Source organism: Vasconcelosia minhoensis LEGE 07310, from assembly GCF_015207255.1.
Lineage (GTDB): Bacteria > Cyanobacteriota > Cyanobacteriia > Phormidesmidales > Phormidesmidaceae > Vasconcelosia > Vasconcelosia minhoensis.
In genome coordinates this window covers 82,777-100,476 of the sequence record NZ_JADEXG010000006.1, presented here as the reverse complement: position 1 = coordinate 100,476, position 17,700 = coordinate 82,777, and the positions used below count along the sequence as shown (strand labels likewise).

Genomic DNA, 17,700 nt, shown 5'->3' with positions numbered 1-17,700 from the left:
CTACGGCGACGCTTCGCGAACACTCCCCTACTCCCGCCGTTCCGGCGGTTCCGGCAGCGGCTCCCGCTTCTCTAACGGCTCTTCCAGCGGCTCTTCCAGCGGCTCCTCCAGCCGTTTTGCCGGCGTCTCCACCTCAGGCGTTGCCGCCGGAACGAGCTCTTTCTGCCGCTCTTCCAGGTTAAGCGGCAGGCGTATGGGCTGGGGTTCCTTCACCGGCTCCTGCTTGGCCTGCGGCAGGCTGCGCTCTAGGTCACCAAGCGGTCTAGGAATCACCATCACTGCGTTGAGTTCGCCAATCCGTTCGGCTTCGTGCATCCCGGCTTCGACCGCGATCGCAACGTTTGACAGCGAGCCCTGAATAATAATGGTGCAGAGCCCCTCGCCGATCGTCTCATGGGCTAGCAGGGTAATCTCAGCGGCCTTGGTCATGGCATCGGCGGCTCCCACCATGGCCGGAAAGCCTCGGGTTTCCAACAGTCCCAACGCGCCGCTGCTGATGGTGCTGCCGACCTGCTGAAATTCTTCTAGCCGCGCACAGATGGGCAATACCGCCTCTAGATTGGCCATCGGTCGAGGAATCAGGGAGGCCGAAACAAACTGGCCAAACTGCTTGGCGGTCTCCTCACCGGCTTTGACTGCCATCCGCACATCGGCGACGCCGCCCCGGACAATAGCCGTGCAGTGGCCCCCGCCGGTTTTTTCATAGCCAACTAGATAGACGTTGGACGACTTCATCATGGCGTCGGCGGTGCCGATGATAGCAGGAAAACTGGTGGTCGAGACCATGCCCAGGGCCGTATCTTTCAGCCAGTGGCTTGGAGCGGCGACTGGCTTCGCAAGGGGTCTGGCGTTGGACTGCATAGGGGCCTCTAGAAAACGATGCGCATTTTACTATTCTAAAGACTCAATGTTAACCATCGCCTGATGCCCCAGTCTTAATTTGCAGCCTTAATTTAAGGGCTGCCGGTGGGGAAATAAGTTAGAGAGCAGCTGGTTGACCTGGTCACGGCCATAGACCTGCTTGCTTTGTCCATTGGTTTGGGCCACTGCTGCACCATTAGTCTCAGGTCGTGACTTGGCCACAAACCCATTACTTGTCCCGTTGTTCGCCCCGTTACTAGCCTGAGCAAAGCCATTTGCCCTGGCAGAAGACGGCTGGGATGGAACCGTAGATACCTGTCCTACTGCCACTAAAGAACCGGCTGCTACAACTTCACCCGGGCCGATAGCCGGGTCGATCAGCGTTGAAGCTGGGCCAATACAGGCGCCTGCGCCGATTTTGCCCTGGCCTACGACTAAGGCACTAGCACCCAAGCTGACGCTATCTTCCACCCGGAGTACTCCGCCCCGTGCCTGAAAAACCACTCCCGCTCCTAGGCAGGCATTAGCCCCGATCACAATTTGGCTGCCCGCCTCGGCTTGCAAGACAACGCCCGCCGCGATCGCAGCCGTTGGGTCAATGGTGACATCGCCTCCGCAGCAGTAGTGGGTATGGCTGATCAGGTGCAGCGGCGATTGCATAGCGCGGCGTTATGGACGCTGAATAGTCGTCTCTAGAATTCTACGCTTGGCTTGCGGATCGATGCCAATCAGACGGACATAGTGACCCTGGTGCTGCGCCAGCTGGGTACCCAAAGCCGCGATTGCCTCAGCTGGTCGGGCAGCGGTAATCGGCTGACCGGTTTGCCAAGCCCCGCTGCGATAGCGCCGCTGGTCGGCATATTCGATGTTGATGCGATAGCCTTGATTGATCAGCTGCGTCACTTGGTTCATCAGGTCGGGATCGAGGCTGTGGCCGCCGCCGTTGCCGTTGCTGTTGCCGACCCGGTCAATGCCCCGATTTGGCGGAAAGTCATACTGCGGCGGCTCGTTGTAGAGCGGCTCACGGGCGGCTCGGTCGCCCTTTAGATCTATTGTCTGGCCCGGCTTTTGAATGGTCGTTGCCGCCGACCGGCGCTTGGCTTTGGGGTCAATTCCAAAAATTCGCACATAGCGGTCTGGATGTTGCGACAGGAAACTTCCTAGCTGCCGCATCGCCGCCGATTCACTGCCGGACGAAATCGTCTCACCGGTTTGCCAAATGCCGCTGCGATAGCGCCGCTGGTCGGCATACTCAACTCCTATTTTATGACCCTGGCGAAGAATCTGACCGACCTGCTGGGCCGTATCGCTGCCCAGGTTAGCAGAGCCGCCGCCCTGAGCGCGAGAGCCGCTAGTCGGCTGATGAGAAGCGTTGCCAAATCCCTGCCCCCGAGTCGCCGCTGCGCCTGAGGAGACCGGCACATGTACCGACTTGCCATCGGCCCGCTGAATCGTCGTCGTCGCCACCCGCCGCTTGGCCCGGGGCTCGATGCCAAACATCCGCACATACTCGCCCTGGTGCTCATCCAGACAGTGCTTGAGCGCAGCCAGCACCTCTGGCTCCCGGCGAGACTCAATCGGCGAGCAAATCTTCCAGACGCCGCTCTTATAGCGACGGGGGTCGGCATGCTCGGTGCCAATCTGGTAGCCCTGCTGGAGCAGATCGCGGACCTGCTGCACCACTTCAGAATTGAGCCCGTTGGCGCCGCTGCGCGATGAGCCGTTGCTGTAGCCGCCGCCCGCCCGACCGGAGCCGCCCGATCGGGCGGACTGGACTGAATGAGTCTCAATATGGATTGGCCCATCTGGGCGCTGAATCGTCACCGTACCGACTCGCTGCTTGACTTTGGGGTCGATGCCGAACATTCGCACATATTCGCCCTGGTGCTCGGCCAAGCAAGATTCCAAAGCCGCGATCGCTTCTGGCTCTCGATTAGAGCGAATCGGCGGGCAGGTTTCCCAGACGCCGCTGCGATAGCGCCGTTGGTCGGCATGTTCCATGCCAATGCGATAGCCCTGGCTGAGGAACTGTCGCAGCTGCTGAATAATTTCCGAGGTTAATCGTTGGCTTTGCATGGTCCTATTTTCGGGATATGGAGTAGAGGGTTGAACAGGGCGGGGCTGATGGTGTACCTGAATGGGTACTGTATAGATGTTTTGGGACTTGGCCTTAGTCTGATTCAGACGGCTACCGAATACTTCATGCGCAAAAGATCGATCGGCGTCCTTTACATCTGGCAGCTGGTCGGCCTGTTGCTGCTGCGTAATGACGCTGCCTGAAGCAACATATTTACCGGGCGGAATCTCGACGTCTTGAACCAGGGCATGCATCATGACGATAGCACCCTGGCCAATCCGAGCGTTGAAGACCGTAGACCTGAAGCCGATAAAACAGCCTTCACCGATGTAGGCCGGTCCATAAACCAGAGCCTTGCAGCCCAATACGGTCTGCTGCCCCAGCCAAACGCTGTAGGGACGGTCATTGTCCCCTAAAACCCGGCTTTCGCCCAGCCCTTGAATCGCTGCGCCGTCCTGTACTCGGCAGCTTTCGCCGATAAATATGGGACCCTCTGAGCGAATAAAAGCGCCTGGGGCCACCGAGGTTTCTGCCCCAACCTGGACAGCGCCCTCAATCACCGAAAACGAATGGATGTAAGCGGTCGAACTGATCTGGGGACCCTTCAACAAGTTCGACCGAGTGGTAGAAGCCACGTTCTGGGCTACCATTGAACCCAACGCCTCACCTAAAGTCTTCTCGTTTGTCGTAAAGCATGCCTGTGTCCAGACTAACGGTATCAATGATGGCGATTACCGCCGCATCCACGGGCTTATGGAGGTGTCTCTCCTGCTGACGGGCACCGCTGCCGCGGCTAATCAGCACCCATTCACCAATACCGGCACCCACCACGTCGGCGGCAACTTCGTATTCCTCTAGGGAGTTTCCCGATTCGTTCAGGAGCTCTACTACGAGCAGCTTTACGCCTTGCAGACTGGGATCTTTACAGGTGCTGACAACGGTCCCTCTCACCTTGGCTAAACGCATGGGGCAGGCTATCTGCCATAGGGGCGAATGCCGCTGACGCTCTCGCGGAACTGCTCCACCGCCTCGGTGTAGCGAATCGGTAGCACAAACTCCAAATTTTCGTGGGGCCGGGCAATGATGTGCGTCGAGAGCACCTGGCCACCGTTGACCCGCTTGACGTTTTCTACCCCAGCGGCGACAGAGGCCTGCACCTCGGAAACATCGCCTCGGACAATCACCGTTACCCGTCCACTACCAATTTTTTCATAACCGACCAGCGTCACCCGGGCTGCTTTCACCATCGCGTCAGCCGCTTCAACTACCGCGGGGAAGCCCAGCGTTTCTACCATTCCTACTGCGATCGCCATTGTACTTTCCTAACCTTTTCCCAAAAATGTTCTAACTTTCATCAAATCAAACTCATGGGGCGTTTGACTAAATTCAGTCACTATTCAGTCACTTGCCCAAACGCCCCTATTTTTCAACAGCTGCCCCGCGCTAAGTTCGGAACTGCTCTACCGCCTCGGTGTACCGAATCGGCAGCACAAACTCCAAATTTTCGTGGGGCCGCGCAATAATGTGGGTGGAGAGTACCTCGCCCCCATTCACTCGCTTGGCCGATTCAATTCCGGCTGAGACAGAGGCCTGCACCTCAGAAACGTCTCCCCGAACAATCACGGTCACCCGACCACTCCCGATCTTTTCGTAACCCACCAGCGTCACGCGGGCTGCTTTTACCATCGCGTCAGCAGCTTCCACAACAGCGGGAAATCCCTTAGTCTCAATCATTCCTACGGCAATAGGCATTGTCGAATTATCCTCCTATGTAACCTTAAGAATACGGGGCTGCCGCCCCTTTGACAATATAAGCTGCAATGATTGCTGCTAATATTGATGATTATTAAAACTGATGTAGATTTATTGCTATCGAGTAACGTTTGTGCATATTCCCCTGTTCGCTAATTTGTTGATTGATCTGCGGCTCAAGGGGCATAGCCACGGCATCTTGACCCATCGAAGCGTCTCGAAATTCAGGTAATATTAAGCACTGGGTGGGAATGAGTTACTTATTTTCATAGCTATTTTTAACTGTCAAAGGCCGTCATCGCTAATCCTGTTCTGCCCCGATTGATCATTCACGCCCTGATGCAAGAGTCATGATCCAATCCCTCATTTACGGGAGCTGGCTGCTCCCGCTCTATGGTTTTTTTGGGGCGCTGCTGACGCTGCCCTGGTCCATCGGGCTAATTCGCCGGACCGGGCCGCGTCCAGCGGTTTATATCAACCTGCTGATGACGACTGTGGCCTGTGTGCACGGCAGCCTGGTCTTTTGGGGGCTGTGGAATACCGGTTCGCAAGAGCTGACCTGGCAGTGGGTGCAGGTCGCAGATTTAAACCTTTCAATCTCGCTTGACCTGTCAATCCTCAATCTAGGTACCCTTGAGCTAATTGCGGGACTCAGCCTGCTGGCCCAGTTTTTCGCCCTGGGCTATATGGATAAAGACTGGGCGCTGGCCCGATTTTTTGCCTTAATGGGGTTTTTTGAGGGGGCGATGAGCGGAGTGGTGTTGAGTAGCTCGCTGTTTTCGGCCTACTTTTTGCTAGAGCTGCTGACCCTGTCAACCTATCTGCTGGTAGGGTTTTGGTATGCTCAGCCGCTGGTGGTGACGGCGGCTCGGGATGCTTTTTTAACCAAGCGGGTGGGTGACGTGCTGCTGCTGATGGGGGTAGTTGCCCTTTCTGGTCTGGCTGGCAGCTTAAATTTTAACGATCTTTACGAATGGGTTAAAACGGCTGACCTGTCTACGACCAATGCAACGCTGCTGGGGCTGGCGCTGATTGCTGGACCGGCGGGCAAATGTGCTCAGTTCCCACTACATTTGTGGCTGGACGAGGCGATGGAGGGCCCCAACCCGGCCTCAATTTTGCGGAACTCCGTCGTCGTGACCTGCGGGGCCTATGTGCTAATTAAGCTGCAGCCGGTGATTGTCCTGTCGCCGATTGCCCTAGATGTGCTGATTGCGATTGGCGTAATTACGGCAGTGGGAGCTTCGCTAGTTGCAATTGCGCAGATCGACCTGAAGCGAGCCCTCTCCTATTCCACCAGCGCCTACCTGGGGCTGGTATTCATCGCGGTGGGCACCGAATGGCCAGGGGTAGCGCTGATGCTGCTATTTACCCATGCCGTAGCCAAGGCGCTACTGTTTATGAGCGTGGGCGCGATCATCAGTACGACGAACAATCAAAACCTGACCGAGATGGGCGGGCTCGGGTCGCGAATGCCAGCGACGGTGCTGGCCTTTACGACTGCCTCCCTGGGCATGACCGGGCTGCTGCCGCTGGGCTGTTTTTGGGCGTTTCGGCTGGGGATGGATTTTCTCTGGCAGGAGCAGCCGCTGCTGGCGGTGGTGTTCCTAGTGGTCAACGGGCTGACGGCGATGAACCTGATGCGAGTGTTTCGGCTGGTGTTTTTGGGCGAGCCCCAGCCCAAAACCCGGCGCGCGCCTGAAGTCAACTGGCTAATGGCGCTGCCGATGGTGACGCTGACGATTTTTGTGTTGCTGGTGCCGCTGGTGATGGCGCGGATGTCTCTGCTGCCGCCGTGGCAGTATTTGAACATTCCCATTGTAGTTGTGCTCGTACTCTCGGGGCTGGTTGGCTTTGTCGCTGGCGCGGCGATTTCGCTGAATAAGGTGTGGTCGCGATCGCGGCGGCGGACGCTGCGGCTGCTGCAGGATGTGCTGGCCAATGCGTTTTACACCGGCTGGCTGTATCAGGTGACGGTGGTGTTTGTCGTCGATCAGTTTTCCCGGTTTAGCAGCTGGTTTGACCGCTATGTCGTAGATGGCGCGGTCAACCTAGTTGGCGTTGCCTCGCTGGTCAGCGGCGAAGGACTTAAATACAGCGCCTCGGGCCAATCGCAGGCCTACATTTTGACGATTGTGATCGGCGTTGGCCTGCTGGGACTGCTGTTTACCTGGACGCTGTGGTAGGAGAGCAAACATGCTGAGTGCACTACTCTGGATACCCCTGCTGGGGGCACTAATCATCGCTCTCTGGCCCAGCCCGCTGTCATCGACCCGCGTCCGCGTCGGGGCGCTGGTGACGCTGGCCATCACGCTGGGCTGGACGCTCTATCTGGTCGGCCAGTTCGACGTTCACAACCCGGAATTCCAGTTCTCCGAATATTGGCCCTGGCTCCAGTCGTTAGGGCTGAGCTATCGCCTGGGGCTGGATGGCCTGTCGCTGCCGTTGGTCTGTGTCAACAGTGGCCTGGGGTTGGTGGCCGTCTACAGCAGTGCCGATACGGTTCACCGACCCCGGCTGTACTACTCCCTGCTGCTGATCATCAGCAGTGCCGTAGCCGGGGCATTTCTAGCCCAAAACCTGCTGCTATTTTTCCTGTTTTATGAGCTGGAGCTGATTCCGCTCTATCTGCTGATTGCGATTTGGGGCGGGGCGCAGCGCGGCTATGCGGCGACCAAGTTTCTGATCTATACGGCCCTGTCTGGCGTACTCATCCTCAGCGCCTTTTTAGGACTGGTTTGGCTCAGCGGGGCTGCGAGCTTTGACTACAGTTCGACCCTGGCTCAGGGGCTGCCGCTGGCGCAGCAGGTGCTGCTGCTGGGGGCACTGCTGGTCGGCTTTGGGATTAAAGTACCGCTCTTTCCCTTTCATACCTGGCTGCCTGATGCCCACGTCGAAGCGTCAACGCCGGTCTCGGTGCTGCTGGCGGGGGTGCTGCTAAAGCTCGGCACCTACGGCCTAGTGCGCTTTTGCCTGGGGCTGTTCCCGACGGCCTGGCTAGCGCTAGCGCCCTGGCTGGCGGGCTGGGCCGTGGTCAGCGTGCTCTACGGTTCGCTGGCCGCGATCGCGCAAACCGATATGAAAAAAATGGTTGCCTACAGTTCGGTGGGTCACATGGGCTATATCCTGCTAGCCTGTGCGGCGGCCTCACCGTTAAGCGTCATCGGCACCGTTTTCCAGATGGTGAGTCACGGGCTGATTTCGGCGCTAATGTTTTTGCTGGTCGGGGTGGTTTATAAAAAAACCGGCACTCGCGACCTGACCATTCTGCGCGGGCTGCTGTCGCCGGAGCGAGGACTGCCGCTGATCGGCAGCCTGATGGTGCTGGGGGCGATGGCTAGCGCTGGGATTCCGGGGATGGTCGGCTTTATCTCAGAATTTTTTGTCTTTCGCGGCAGCTTTGTCGTCTTTGCCCCGCAGACGCTGCTCTGCATGATTGGTTCGGGTCTGACGGCGGTCTATTTTCTGCTACTGGTGAATCGAGCCTTTTTTGGCCGACTGACGATTACGGCGGAACCACCAGAGCCGCCTATCGACCCGATGCTGCCCGAGGTCAGCTGGCGCGATCGCGTTCCGGCCCTAGCCTTGGTCGCGCTAATTATTGCCTTTGGTCTCCAGCCGGGATGGCTCACCCGCTGGATCGAAGCCTCTAGCTTCCAGTTTGTCGAACCGCCCCAGATCACCGCCGTAGCTCCCCCAGCGCTGCTCACCGACCCCCCGACGCCACCCCGCCGATGAAAAAAGCTCGAATCAATCCCCAAATCACGACCTATGTCGATCGGCTCTTGCAGGGCAAAACACTGCTGCCCGAGAGTCCTGAGAATTTGATTGAGGTGGTGGGCGTATTGGCCAGCTACGGTATCGTGCTCGATGCCTATTCAAAAAATCTGATCTTTATTGCCGACCAGCAGTTTCTAGTGCTGTTTCCCATTTTCAAGTATTTCAACGGCGAAATTAACCCTAGCAAAATTCTCAGATATTTCTGGCACGATCGGATTAACTATGAATATGCCGAGTACTGCATGCGGACGATGCTCTGGCACGGCGGCGGTGGCCTCGATACCTACCTGGATTCAGACGTCTTTTTAACCCGCTGTCGGGCGGCGATCGCGGCCAAGGTCAGGGGAAATCTGCTGATGCGATCGCTCAATCGCCTCTTTCCCGACTTTCTCCCAGAGCAGGTGCGACAGCTAGCCTACTACTCCGCCCTGGGCCAGTTCTGGCGGATTATGAGCGATATGTTTAACGACCTGGCTGATAAATATGACCAGGGTAAAATTCAGTCCATCGGGCAGGTGGTTGAGCATATCAAAGCCGGGCTGGTTGCCGATGCCGCGACGCCGATTACCTATGCGGTGAATATTGACGGCCAGCGCTACGAGCTGATTCCTGATTCGGCGGGGCTGACCTTTTTACCCGATACGGCCATTCCCTACGTCGAGACCATTTTCTTTCGCGGCACGCCCTTCTTCGGCACGGTCTCCTACAATGCCCAGGCCCAGCAGATTTCTCCCGACCAAAGCCGATTCGACTACGGGGCGCTCTATGCCGACCCGATACCGATCGGCGGTGCCGGCATTCCCCCGACGATGCTGATGCAGGACATGCGCCACTATGTGCCCGACTACCTGCACCAGCTCTATCAGCAGACGCCGCGGGGCGAAGCCGATATCCGGGTGCAGCTTTGCCAGAGTTTTCAAAAGTCGATGTTCTGCGTCACCAATGCGGCGCTGAACGGCCTGCTGCCTTTTCCAAAAGAAACCGACAATCCAGAAGAGCAAACGGCCAATCGCAAATTTCTCAGCGAGTGGGTGGAGCGCCTAATGGACTCGCGGCTAGACGTCGTCCAAATCGTTTAAGCAGCTTCCGAGGAATCCTCTCCCAGATTTAGAAAATTTGGCCTAAGCTCGAAGAGATAAGGATTTAAGGCTTTCGTCCATGACTCAGCTCGCCCCAGACCCTCAGGCAGCGGCAGCTCCCGCAGCGTCTCTAAAGGCGGCCCCAAAGGTTGACCCAGAGGCTGAAACGACAGTTTTAGACGTCGGCGGCATGATGTGTGCAGGCTGCGTCAGCGCGGTGGAAAAGCAGCTAAAGCAGCAGCCGGGGGTCATTTCTGCGACGGTTAACCTGGTCACCGAGGTGGCGGCAGTGGACTATCAGCCAGGGCAGGCCGATCCGCAGGCGCTGGCCCAGGGGCTGACGGACGCAGGCTATCCCAGTCAGCCGCGGGCAGGCGGGGCAGCTGCTCTATCCGCAGAGCGCAGCTGGGCGGAGCGCAAGCAGCAGGAACAGCAGCAGCAGCTGGGAAAAATCGCGATCGCGATTCTTCTCCTCGCCCTCTCAACTATTGGCCATCTCAAGCATTTCGGCTGGCTAGAAGTCCCCATACTCAGCAGCATCGGCTTTCACTGCGGCCTGGCGACGCTGACGCTACTCTTTCCGGCCCGCGAAATTTTAGTAGACGGGGCGCAGGGGCTGCGGCGGGGGCGACCGAATATGAATTCGCTGGTCAGCCTGGGGGCGTTCAGCGCGTATCTCACCAGTGGCGTGGCGCTGCTGTTTCCGGGGCTGGGCTGGGAGTGTTTTTTTGACGAGCCGGTGATGCTGCTGAGCTTCATTCTGCTGGGGCGAACGCTGGAGCAGCGAGCGCGGTTTCGGGCGGCTGACGCGCTGCGATCGCTGATTTCTCTCCAGCCCAGCCGGGCCCGTCTAATTGCCAATCCCCAGGCCGAAGGCGAGTCGTCCAGCGTCGATATTCCGGCTAGCCAGGTACAGGCGGGGGAATGGCTGCGGGTGCTGCCCGGTGAAAAAGTGCCGGTAGACGGCGTGGTGGAGACGGGGCAAACCACAGTAGACGAGTCGATGCTCACTGGCGAGTCAATACCGGTGACCAAGCAGCCGGGCGACGATGTTTCAGCAGGGACGCTGAACCAGACGGGCGCGATCGCGCTCCGAGTCAGCCGCACCGGCGACCAGACGACCCTGGCCCAGATGATCCATCTGGTGGAAACAGCCCAGACCCGCAAAGCCCCGATTCAGGGCCTGGCCGACCGGATTTCGGGCTACTTTACCTACGGCGTGCTGGCCCTATCGCTGCTGACCTTTCTGTTCTGGTACTGGGTGGGGCTGCCGCTGTGGCCAGCGGTGCTGCATACGGCGCTGGGACATTGGCATCAGGGCCATCAAATGACCCAGACGGCTTCAACGCTGCTGGTTAGCCTAAAGCTAGCGATCGCGGTTGTCGTGATTGCCTGCCCCTGTGCGTTGGGACTGGCGACGCCGACCGCAATTTTAGTCGGCTCGGGGTTGGGGGCCGAACGCGGACTGCTGATCCGTGGTGGCGACGTGCTGGAGGCGGTCCACGGCCTGGATACGCTGGTCTTTGACAAAACCGGAACGCTGACTCGCGGCCAGCCCGAGGTGACGGACTGTCTGCCGCTGGTAGCCGACCTCAGCGCCGAGCAGCTTTTGCAAATTGCGGCGACGGTTGAGCAGGGCACCCGCCATCCGCTGGCTCAGGCGATTCAAGCGGCGGCTGAGGCCCAGTCGCTAACGTTGCTACCGGCGCAGGATTTCCAAACCGATGCGGGGCTGGGTGCTGCCGCTACGGTGACGATGGACAAGCAGGACAGGACAGTCCGATTGGGAAGTCAGGACTACCTCAAACTGGCGATCTCCCCAGAGCCAACGGTCTGGGAGCCAGCAGAGGCGATGATGCAGTCCGGCCGGAGCGTCGTTTTTGTGGCGATAGACGAGCGGGTGGTCGGCCTGCTCGCAGTGGCCGATGCGCTCCGGCCAGAAGCGGCTGAAACTCTGGCGGCTTTGCAGGCAATGGGTTTAGACGTGCGAATGCTGAGCGGCGATCGGCAGGCCGCAGCGCTGGCGATTGGGCAGCAGCTGAATTTAGCCCCGGGTCAGATTCAGGCGGAGGTGAGCCCAGCGGACAAGGTGAGCGCGATCGCAACCCTGCAAAAAAGCGGTCAGCGAGTGGGCTTGGTCGGCGACGGCATCAACGATGCTCCGGCTCTGGCCCAGGCCGATGTGGGTATTGCTCTCAACTCCGGCACCGAAGTGGCAATGGAGACCGCCGACATTGTGCTGATGCAGAACTCGCTGACCGATGTACTAGCCGCCATCTCGCTGAGCCGGGCGACCTTCAACAAAATTCGGCAGAATCTGGCTTGGGCCTTTGCCTATAACTTAGTCTGCATCCCAATCGCGGCTGGGGCACTGCTGCCAGCCTTTGGCCTTGCGCTCAATCCTGGCTTTGCCGGAGGGCTAATGGCCCTTAGCTCGATTACGGTTGTGCTAAATTCGCTGCTGCTGCGCTGGCAGCCGCGCCAGACGCTGACTCAACGCGGGTAGCTGACCCGGGGGACCAGCTCCTTGCCCATCCTGAGACAATTCTGCTCTCCCCCAACCCTGAGCCGATACTCTACCGTATCCATAATTCGATGCAAAATCAGCCAGCCATAGCCCCCTTCCTGGAAATTAGTCGGCTCGGGGGGAACATATTCTTCCAGACTAAAGCCCTCACCCTGATCCCAAATTTCCAAGGACAGGTTCTGATCTTTAAGCTCAATACGGAACAGGACAGGTATCTCCGTCTTGCCCTGGTGGGCATGGCGCACAGTATTTGAATAGACTTCCACAATCACCAGCCGCAGCCCCTTTTCAATCTCGGACCAGTCCACTTTCTCATTGACTTCCAGCTTGAGCGACTCTAGCAGCCAGTTTTCGACTACGGACAAAAATTTCAGGTCACTAGGAACGATTAACTCAGTCTTCATCGCGGCATCAACTCCAGTGACAAAATCGTTTGGTCGTCTTCCTGTTCACCGGCAGGCTGATGGATATGGGACAGCAGTCGATCGAGATCCAGGGGCGTCGGCTGCTCCTGAATCAGCTGCCATAGCCCGACCTGATTGAGCATTGTCCCATCGTCATGACCGTTTTTAGCTGGCAGGCTGGCTTCTGTGATGCCGTCGCTCGTGAGCAGCAAAACATCTCCTAGAGAGAGCTGGAGCTCCCCGGCAGTCGCCTTCCACTCGGGTAGAATTCCCAGCGGAACGCCCCGCACATCCAAGTAGGTGGGGGAAACTGCCGCTGTCCCTGTTGCTCCTCGCTGCTGTGCCAGCTGGTAGTGGGGCCAGACTACCGGATAGACGTGGCCAGCATTGGCGTAGACTAGCCGATGGGTGCGATAGCTATAGCGAGCCAGTACCATGGTGATGAAGCAATTGTTGGTAACTAGGTCGTCTAGCAGACTCTGATTGAGATTGCGCATCACGCTGTCGGGCTCTGGCGACTGCTGTGACAGCTCGCGCCGCAGCACGGAGATAGCGCTCGCCATAAACAGCGCCGCTGGCACGCCCTTACCCGAAACGTCGCCAACCGCAAGCCAGATATCTCCCTGAGGCTGGACAAACACCTCATAGAAATCGCCGCCGACCTGCCGTGCGGGCTGACAGCGGGCCTGAATTTTGATGCCGGGCACCTCGGGCCAGTGCTGGTGCAGCAGGTTATTTTGAATTTGTCGGGCTACCTCTAGCTCAGCCCGCATCTGCGTCGTTTGCTGCTGAATTTGTTGGTACAGCTTGGCCTGAGAAATGGCTAAGGCAACCTGTTCAGAAACGCTAGCGAGTAACCCGGAGGTGTCCTTAATCCAATGCGGGTCTTCGCCTCGCTTATACAGACAGATTGTGGCCAGGTCGGCATCTTGAGAGACAAAGGGGGCTGTCAGCTTAAGCGCGGGCTGCTGATCTAGCAGAATCTGCTCAGAGGTGACTGCGAAATCTGAATGCTGTCTTGCAGGCAGATCGGGGTTTAGGCAGTGGGCCATGGTCGGGGCTTCATTGCTGGTTCGGCAATAGGTAAACAGGCCCGCCGTATTGACGGAGGCGTTACCCGCAGATCCATTGGCTCGGAGCAGTTCTGCCGAGTAGAGCACGGCCAGATCGGCGCTGAAGGTTTCTCCCAATGCCTGAACTACGGTCTGGAGGGTGCTTTCGTAGTCCAGAGAACCCCGAATAGCCGTCATCACCGAATTGATGATTGACTCCTGCTGCAGAGCGCGCCTCAGAGTACGGGTACGCTGCTTAATCACCCGGTAGGTTTCGGCCGCCTGCTGCACGACGCCCTTGAGCTGCTGGGGATTCCAGGGCTTGGTAATGTATTTGAAAACTTTACCGGCATTGATCGCATCGACCAGATCTTCGGCGTCGGTGTAGCCAGTCAGCACAATCCGAATCGTGTCAGGAAAACGCTCGACCGTGCGGCTGAGAAATTCCGTCCCGTTCATCAGCGGCATCCGCTGATCGGAAATAATGATGGCGGCTTCACCGTTCTGATCGAGCCAGTCGAGCGCCTCGGCTGCGCTCTTGGCTGCAAAGACGTCAAAGTCTCGCCGAAAGGTGCGCTGGAGGAGGTCTAGATTATCGGGCTCGTCATCGACGACAAGCAGTCGAAGTTTTTCTACTGCATCAAGAGACATTGAGCTTTTCGCCGGGTTTTGCTAGAGCTGAACGAGGCCCCTTTACCCAGGCTTTGGGTAAAGGGTACCTGTAATATACCCAGTCTGAACCCGCTGGACGCGGTCGCAATCAACAATTCCACTTGATTCCTTCAGAGGGCTACTCAGGCGGCTTGCGTTCGCCAATCCTGAGCTTAGCTGAGCGTGATCGCGGATTCTCCGAAATTTCTGCTGACGTTGCGACGATTGGCTTTTTGGTGATCACTTGAATGCGCTCGTCGCCCCGCAGGGTATGTTTGACGATCCGATCTTCCAAGCTGTGAAAGCTGATCACAACCAGGCGTCCGCCCGGCCTGAGCCAGTCCGGCGCTTTTGCTAAAAAGGTTTCTAGCCCGGCCAGCTCCTGATTGACAGCAATCCGCAGGGCCTGAAAGACTCGGGTAGCGGGATGAATTCGACCGTGGCGGTATTTGGCCGGGACGCTGTAGGCGATCGCGTCGGCCAGTTCTACGGTGGTCTGAAACGGTCGCTGCTCGACGATGCGCCGGGCAATCCGTCGCGACAGCCGTTCCTCACCGTACTGGTAGAAGGTATCCGCCAGGGCCTTTTCTTCCCAGTGGTTGACGATTTCAGCTGCGGTCAACGCCTGCCGCTGATCCATCCGCATATCTAAGCTTGCCGACTGGCGAAAGCTAAAGCCGCGTTCGGCCTGGTCGAGATGGGCCGAGCTAACGCCTAAATCGGCTAGAATGCCGTCGAATTTTAGGCTGCCGGGCGCATACTCGGCGAAATTGCCGCGCCAGAAGGAAACGCGATCGCTAAATGCCGCCAGCCGCTCCTGCGCCGCTGCCAGGGCCGCCCCATCTCGGTCAATCGCGACTAGCTTAATTTCACCAGTCGGGACGGCCTGCAAAATCAGGCGGCTGTGGCCGGCGCCGCCTACTGTCGCATCCAGATACCGCCCGCCCGGCTGAGGCTGAAGGGCCGCAATCACCGGCTGACTCAGGACTGGAACATGGGAAAAAGGCGGGTTTCCTTCCTCAGACAAAACTTCAGGCGATACCATACAATAAGTGAGATTTCGACGTTGAATCTTCAGCGTAGACGTATCAGAATAAAACCGTAAAGGAATTTGACTGAACAATGACAAGGCTCGAAACCAGAACAGAGCCCATGGTAATCAACATGGGTCCGCATCACCCCTCTATGCACGGGGTTTTGCGACTCATCGTTACCCTAGACGGAGAAGATGTCGTTGACTGCGAACCGGTGATTGGTTATCTCCATCGCGGCATGGAGAAAATTGCCGAAGCCCGTACCAACGTGATGTTTGTGCCCTACGTCAGCCGGTGGGACTATGCGGCGGGCATGTTTAACGAGGCGATTACGGTCAATGCGCCCGAGCAGCTGGCCGATATCGAAGTGCCCAAGCGGGCTAGCTACATCCGCGTGATCATGCTAGAGCTCAACCGCATTGCCAATCACCTGCTCTGGCTGGGTCCCTTCCTCGCCGACGTCGGAGCCCAGACGCCCTTTTTCTACATCTTCCGCGAACGGGAGATGATTTACGACCTGTGGGAAGCGGTTTCCGGGGCGCGGCTGATTAACAATAACTATTTTCGGATCGGCGGCGTCGCTGCCGACCTGACCTACGGCTGGATCGACAAGTGCCGCGACTTTTGCGACTACTTTCTGCCCAAGGTAGACGAATACGAGCGACTGATTACCGACAACCCAATCTTCCGCCGCCGGGTCGAAGGAATCGGCGTCATCACCCGCGAAGAGGCGATCAGCTGGGGCTGCTCCGGCCCAATGCTGCGCGGTTCTGGCGTCAAGTGGGATCTGCGCAAGGTTGACCACTACGAATGCTACGACGATTTTGACTGGGATGTGCAGTGGGAAACGGCGGGCGACTGCTTTGCCCGCTACATCGTCCGCATCCGGGAAATGCGCGAATCGGTGAAGATTCTCTATCAGGCGCTGGATATGATTCCCGGCGGCCCCTTTGAAAATCTGGAAGCCAAGCGGATGGCAGGTGGACCAAAGTCCGAGTGGAATGACTTTGAATATCAGTTCGCTGGCAAAAGGATTCCGCCGACCTTTAAGATTCCCGAGGGCGAGCACTATGTCCGGGTTGAGACGGGCAAGGGCGAGCTGGGTATCTTCATTATCGGTGAGGACAATGTTTTCCCCTGGCGCTGGAAGATTCGTCCGCCCGACTTTAACAATCTGCAAATCCTGCCCAATCTGCTGCGGGGGATGAAGGTAGCCGACATTATGGCCATCCTGGGCAGCATCGATATCATTATGGGCTCGGTAGACCGATAGGTCTTCTAGCTTTTGAATCTGGGCGCAGAGCGGACTTGTGAGAGCCTGCTCTGCGTGTTTTTGCTGGCGCCCATTGACTATGAACGGCGGGGTACATCGACCCACTGCTGGGTTTCATGAGATCGGTGGGTCAAATCCATCAGCAGCTGAGAATAGAAACCGTCCTGGAGGGAAGGCGATGAGGGCCGACCCGCGTCGATGCAGCTGACCCAGTGATCGACTACGCGGATGAAAGGTGCAATCCGTCCGTCCTGATAGATTTTAGGAAATGCCAGCTGCTCTGGAATCGGCACTGGTTCTAGGGCGGCGCCTTTTTTGCTAGCCAGCAGCTGAAAGCCGTTGACGTAATCCGTCTGGCTGCTGTTACCGAGGACGAGAGTACCGCGATCGCCATATACCTCCAGCCAGTGCCCGCGCCCGGCGTAGGCCACCGCGCTGAGCGTCACCTGGCAGGGCGTGCCGTCTGCCAGCAGCAGGGTCAGAGCGCAGGTATCATCGGAATCCACTGGCTTTTGCTGGCCGCTGGCGGGGTCAGGCCGAGTTGGAATGGACGTGCTGAGCTGGGCCTGGAGCCGCTGCACTGGGCCAAACAGCCAAGCCACATAGTCAAACATATGGGAGCCGATCGAGCCTAGAGCGCCGCCGCCGCGCGATTTTTGGGCATACCAGTTCCAGGCACGCTCAGGATTGGCCCGGCTGGAGGCCAGCCAGTCGATCTTGACCAGCCGCTTTTGACCGACATAGCCTTCGGCTAGCAGCTCCGCAAACCCCTGCCAGGCGGGAATGAAGCGAAATTCAAAGTCGGGTACAGCAACCACGCCCTGCCGCTGGGCTAGCGCGGCCAGCTGTTCGGTCTCTGCGGCCCGGAGCGTCATTGGCTTTTCTAGCAGCAGGTGCTTACCCGCTTCCAGCACTGCCGTTGCCATTTCAGCATGGAGAAACGGCGGTGTGGCCACGGTGACGGCCTGAACCGCGTCGAGCGACAGAATTTCTGCCAGGGAATTGCAGGGGTGAGGGATGCCGTATTCCTGAGCAATCTTCTCGGCCTGGGCGCGATCGCGATGGTACACCGCTGTCACCTCAGTCCGATGATGGGCCTGTAGCCCAGGAATATGAACCTTCTGGCCAAAGCCGGTGCCGACTACTGCTACGCCGATAGAAGCCTGAGTCATCTTCGTTTCTGATCCGTCAATTTCTCGTTTCTCCAGGT

At 58.1% G+C, this 17,700-nt stretch carries 15 protein-coding genes; 5 read left to right on the top strand and 10 right to left on the bottom strand.

Annotated elements, in window-relative coordinates; all coding sequences use genetic code 11:
- Positions 1–27: 27 nt before the first annotated feature.
- The 6 genes from IQ241_RS04315 to IQ241_RS04290 all read right to left on the bottom strand — a co-directional run bounded on the left by IQ241_RS04315 (position 28) and on the right by IQ241_RS04290 (position 4,690).
- On the bottom strand, positions 28–861 hold the full coding sequence (locus tag IQ241_RS04315) for a carbon dioxide-concentrating mechanism protein CcmK (protein ID WP_193905182.1): 834 nt from the start codon (positions 859–861) through the stop codon (positions 28–30).
- Positions 862–948: 87 nt separating this feature from the next.
- Positions 949–1,521, bottom strand: a complete 573-nt coding sequence (locus tag IQ241_RS04310; protein WP_193905181.1) for an LbetaH domain-containing protein — start codon at positions 1,519–1,521, stop codon at positions 949–951.
- A 9-nt stretch (positions 1,522–1,530) separates the two neighbouring features.
- Entirely contained in the window at positions 1,531–3,573 is a 2,043-nt protein-coding gene (locus IQ241_RS04305; RefSeq protein WP_322743573.1) for a ribulose bisphosphate carboxylase small subunit, read from the bottom strand.
- A 28-nt stretch (positions 3,574–3,601) separates the two neighbouring features.
- Complete coding sequence (locus IQ241_RS04300) at positions 3,602–3,904, bottom strand: EutN/CcmL family microcompartment protein (protein ID WP_193905179.1); 303 nt, start codon at positions 3,902–3,904, stop codon at positions 3,602–3,604.
- Between the two features lie 8 nt (positions 3,905–3,912).
- A complete protein-coding gene (locus IQ241_RS04295) occupies positions 3,913–4,251 on the bottom strand; it encodes a carbon dioxide-concentrating mechanism protein CcmK (RefSeq protein WP_006454499.1) in 339 nt (112 codons plus the stop codon).
- Positions 4,252–4,381: 130 nt separating this feature from the next.
- Positions 4,382–4,690 (bottom strand): carbon dioxide-concentrating mechanism protein CcmK, encoded by a 309-nt coding sequence (locus IQ241_RS04290; protein WP_039726333.1) that lies wholly within the window; start codon positions 4,688–4,690, stop codon positions 4,382–4,384.
- 350 nt (positions 4,691–5,040) lie between these two features.
- Here IQ241_RS04290 and IQ241_RS04285 point away from each other — a divergent pair, with 350 nt between their 5' ends.
- The 4 genes from IQ241_RS04285 to IQ241_RS04270 all read left to right on the top strand — a co-directional run bounded on the left by IQ241_RS04285 (position 5,041) and on the right by IQ241_RS04270 (position 12,055).
- Positions 5,041–6,876, top strand: a complete 1,836-nt coding sequence (locus IQ241_RS04285; RefSeq protein WP_193905178.1) for an NAD(P)H-quinone oxidoreductase subunit F — start codon at positions 5,041–5,043, stop codon at positions 6,874–6,876.
- 10 nt (positions 6,877–6,886) lie between these two features.
- The gene (locus tag IQ241_RS04280; protein ID WP_193905177.1) at positions 6,887–8,428 is read left to right on the top strand and encodes an NADH-quinone oxidoreductase subunit M; all 1,542 of its coding nucleotides are present in this window, start codon (positions 6,887–6,889) and stop codon (positions 8,426–8,428) included.
- Positions 8,425–9,549: a CO2 hydration protein gene (locus IQ241_RS04275; protein WP_193905176.1), complete on the top strand. Its 1,125-nt coding sequence runs from the start codon at positions 8,425–8,427 to the stop codon at positions 9,547–9,549. Before IQ241_RS04280 ends, IQ241_RS04275 begins: the two co-directional genes overlap by 4 nt.
- 79 nt (positions 9,550–9,628) lie before the next feature.
- Positions 9,629–12,055, top strand: a complete 2,427-nt coding sequence (locus IQ241_RS04270) for a heavy metal translocating P-type ATPase (RefSeq protein WP_193905175.1) — start codon at positions 9,629–9,631, stop codon at positions 12,053–12,055.
- Here IQ241_RS04270 and IQ241_RS04265 read toward each other — a convergent pair.
- From IQ241_RS04265 to rsmH, 3 genes are all read right to left on the bottom strand, one after another.
- A complete protein-coding gene (locus IQ241_RS04265) occupies positions 12,043–12,480 on the bottom strand; it encodes an ATP-binding protein (protein WP_193905174.1) in 438 nt (145 codons plus the stop codon). The two genes, IQ241_RS04270 and IQ241_RS04265, sit on opposite strands and share 13 nt — an antisense overlap.
- Entirely contained in the window at positions 12,477–14,183 is a 1,707-nt protein-coding gene (locus tag IQ241_RS04260; RefSeq protein WP_193905173.1) for a SpoIIE family protein phosphatase, read from the bottom strand. The genes IQ241_RS04265 and IQ241_RS04260 overlap by 4 nt, the downstream gene beginning before the upstream one ends.
- A gap of 139 nt (positions 14,184–14,322) precedes the next feature.
- Positions 14,323–15,228 carry a 16S rRNA (cytosine(1402)-N(4))-methyltransferase RsmH gene (rsmH, locus tag IQ241_RS04255; protein WP_193905172.1) on the bottom strand — a complete coding sequence of 302 codons (906 nt, stop codon included), beginning with the start codon at positions 15,226–15,228 and terminating at the stop codon, positions 14,323–14,325.
- Positions 15,229–15,305: 77 nt separating this feature from the next.
- Here rsmH and IQ241_RS04250 point away from each other — a divergent pair, with 77 nt between their 5' ends.
- Complete coding sequence (locus IQ241_RS04250) at positions 15,306–16,490, top strand: NAD(P)H-quinone oxidoreductase subunit H (protein ID WP_193905171.1); 1,185 nt, start codon at positions 15,306–15,308, stop codon at positions 16,488–16,490.
- Positions 16,491–16,567: 77 nt separating this feature from the next.
- On the opposite strand, the gene IQ241_RS04245 is transcribed toward IQ241_RS04250, so the two are convergent.
- Positions 16,568–17,662, bottom strand: coding sequence for a Gfo/Idh/MocA family protein (locus IQ241_RS04245; RefSeq protein ID WP_193905170.1), 1,095 nt, complete (start codon positions 17,660–17,662; stop codon positions 16,568–16,570).
- Between the last annotated feature and the right edge of the window lie 38 nt (positions 17,663–17,700).

Coding starts and splice junctions, on each gene's coding strand:
- IQ241_RS04315 (WP_193905182.1), bottom strand. CDS start 861: ATGCAGTCCAACGCCAGACCCCTTGCGAAGCCAGTCGCCGCTCCAAGC.
- IQ241_RS04310 (WP_193905181.1), bottom strand. CDS start 1,521: ATGCAATCGCCGCTGCACCTGATCAGCCATACCCACTACTGCTGCGGA.
- IQ241_RS04300 (WP_193905179.1), bottom strand. CDS start 3,904: ATGCGTTTAGCCAAGGTGAGAGGGACCGTTGTCAGCACCTGTAAAGAT.
- IQ241_RS04295 (WP_006454499.1), bottom strand. CDS start 4,251: ATGGCGATCGCAGTAGGAATGGTAGAAACGCTGGGCTTCCCCGCGGTA.
- IQ241_RS04290 (WP_039726333.1), bottom strand. CDS start 4,690: ATGCCTATTGCCGTAGGAATGATTGAGACTAAGGGATTTCCCGCTGTT.
- IQ241_RS04285 (WP_193905178.1), top strand. CDS start 5,041: ATGATCCAATCCCTCATTTACGGGAGCTGGCTGCTCCCGCTCTATGGT.
- IQ241_RS04280 (WP_193905177.1), top strand. CDS start 6,887: ATGCTGAGTGCACTACTCTGGATACCCCTGCTGGGGGCACTAATCATC.
- IQ241_RS04275 (WP_193905176.1), top strand. CDS start 8,425: ATGAAAAAAGCTCGAATCAATCCCCAAATCACGACCTATGTCGATCGG.
- IQ241_RS04270 (WP_193905175.1), top strand. CDS start 9,629: ATGACTCAGCTCGCCCCAGACCCTCAGGCAGCGGCAGCTCCCGCAGCG.
- IQ241_RS04265 (WP_193905174.1), bottom strand. CDS start 12,480: ATGAAGACTGAGTTAATCGTTCCTAGTGACCTGAAATTTTTGTCCGTA.
- IQ241_RS04260 (WP_193905173.1), bottom strand. CDS start 14,183: ATGTCTCTTGATGCAGTAGAAAAACTTCGACTGCTTGTCGTCGATGAC.
- rsmH (WP_193905172.1), bottom strand. CDS start 15,228: ATGGTATCGCCTGAAGTTTTGTCTGAGGAAGGAAACCCGCCTTTTTCC.
- IQ241_RS04250 (WP_193905171.1), top strand. CDS start 15,306: ATGACAAGGCTCGAAACCAGAACAGAGCCCATGGTAATCAACATGGGT.
- IQ241_RS04245 (WP_193905170.1), bottom strand. CDS start 17,662: ATGACTCAGGCTTCTATCGGCGTAGCAGTAGTCGGCACCGGCTTTGGC.